This is a genomic window from Streptomyces sp. NPDC059785 (assembly GCF_042732375.1).
Classification (GTDB): Bacteria; Actinomycetota; Actinomycetes; order Streptomycetales; family Streptomycetaceae; genus Streptomyces.
In genome coordinates, this window is the sequence record NZ_JBHWHV010000134.1 from 1 (window position 1) to 1,430 (window position 1,430).

The following is a 1,430-nucleotide window of genomic DNA, read 5'->3' on the forward strand; positions in this document are numbered from 1 at the left end:
GGTCGTGTCCCTCGTCGTGGTGTTGGGGGTCAGCTGACCGTTGTGTTGGTGGTGTTGGGTAGCGCGGGGGCGCTTTCGGGGAGTTCGGGATAGAGCGCGTCCATGCTGCCTTCGGGGAGGTAGCGGCGGGGGAAAGCGATCCACTCGTCGTGCATCTCGAAGAGCACGGCGGTGACCAGCCGCAACAGGGCGTCGTCATTGGGGAAGACCTGGACGACGTCGGTCCTGCGCTTGATCTCCCGGTTGATCCGTTCCAGCGGGTTCGTGGACTGGATCTTCTTCCAGTGCCGGGGCGGGAAGTCCGCGAACGCGGTCAGGTCCTCCTTCGCGTCCAGCAGCATGGCTTTGACCTTGGGGAACTGCTGCCCGAGCATGTCGGCGACGGTGTCGAGCTGGGTGCGCACGAGCTCCGCGGTGGGCTGGGTGAAGATGGTGCGGATCGTCGCCGCCACCATCTCGCCCGAGTCCCGGTCGATCACGCCGAAGACGTTGCGCAGGAAATGGACACGACAACGCTGCCAAGCGGTGCCGAGCATGACCTTGCGGACCGCGGCGACCAGGCCCGAGTGCTGGTCGGTGACGACTAAGCGGACACCGGACAGGCCGCGCTCTCGCAGCGAGCGCAGGAACTCCTTCCAGAACGCCTCGCTCTCGCTGTCGCCGACCATCAGCCCGAGGACCTCGCGGTTGCCGTCCTCGGTGATGCCGGTGGCGACCACCACGGCCCGCGAGACGATCTGGTGGTTCACCCGCGCCTTGCAGTAGGTCGCGTCCAGGTAGACGTAGGGGAAGCGGACATGGTCCAGGGGCCGGGTGCGGAACGCGGTCAGCGGCTCGTCCAGCGCCTGACAGATCCGGGAGACCTCCGACTTGGAGATGCCGCTGTCCCCGCCGAGTGCTTTGACCAGGTCATCGACGCCGCGCGTGGAGACGCCGTGCACGTACGCCTCCATGATGACGGCGTAGAGGGCCTGGTCGATGCGGCGCCGGCGCTCCAGCAGCGAGGGGAAGAAGCTGCCGGTGCGGACCTTGGGGATCTCCAGGTCCAGGTCGCCGGCCAGCGTGGTCAGCACCTTCTCGCGGTGCCCGTTGCGGATGGTGGTCCGGGTCGGTGTGTGCTCGTTCCACTCGGCGCCGATGTGGGCCGTTGCTTCGGCCTCGATCAGCTCCTGCACCATCCGCTCCGCGATGGCGCGGACGAGCTCGATTCCGTCGGTCGAGCGTAGTGACTCCAGCAGCCGTATCAGTTCAGACTGGGACAGGGCCATCGCGCACTCCTCGTGGTTGAACTGGGCGTTCACCAAGGACAGTTACGCGATGGCCCGCCTCCTGTTCAGGGAGCGGGACCCATCCATGGAAGTGCGCCCCGGGCAGACGCCCGCGCACTCCCGGTCGTTGATCCCCAACACCACGACGAGGGACACGATCCT

1 protein-coding gene is annotated in these 1,430 nt (G+C 66.9%); it reads right to left on the reverse strand.

The window, feature by feature from the left end; all coding sequences use genetic code 11:
- Positions 1–29: 29 nt before the first annotated feature.
- The gene (locus tag ACFV6E_RS42800) at positions 30–1,268 is read right to left on the reverse strand and encodes an IS256 family transposase (RefSeq protein WP_385177970.1); all 1,239 of its coding nucleotides are present in this window, start codon (positions 1,266–1,268) and stop codon (positions 30–32) included.
- Positions 1,269–1,430 lie beyond the last annotated feature (162 nt).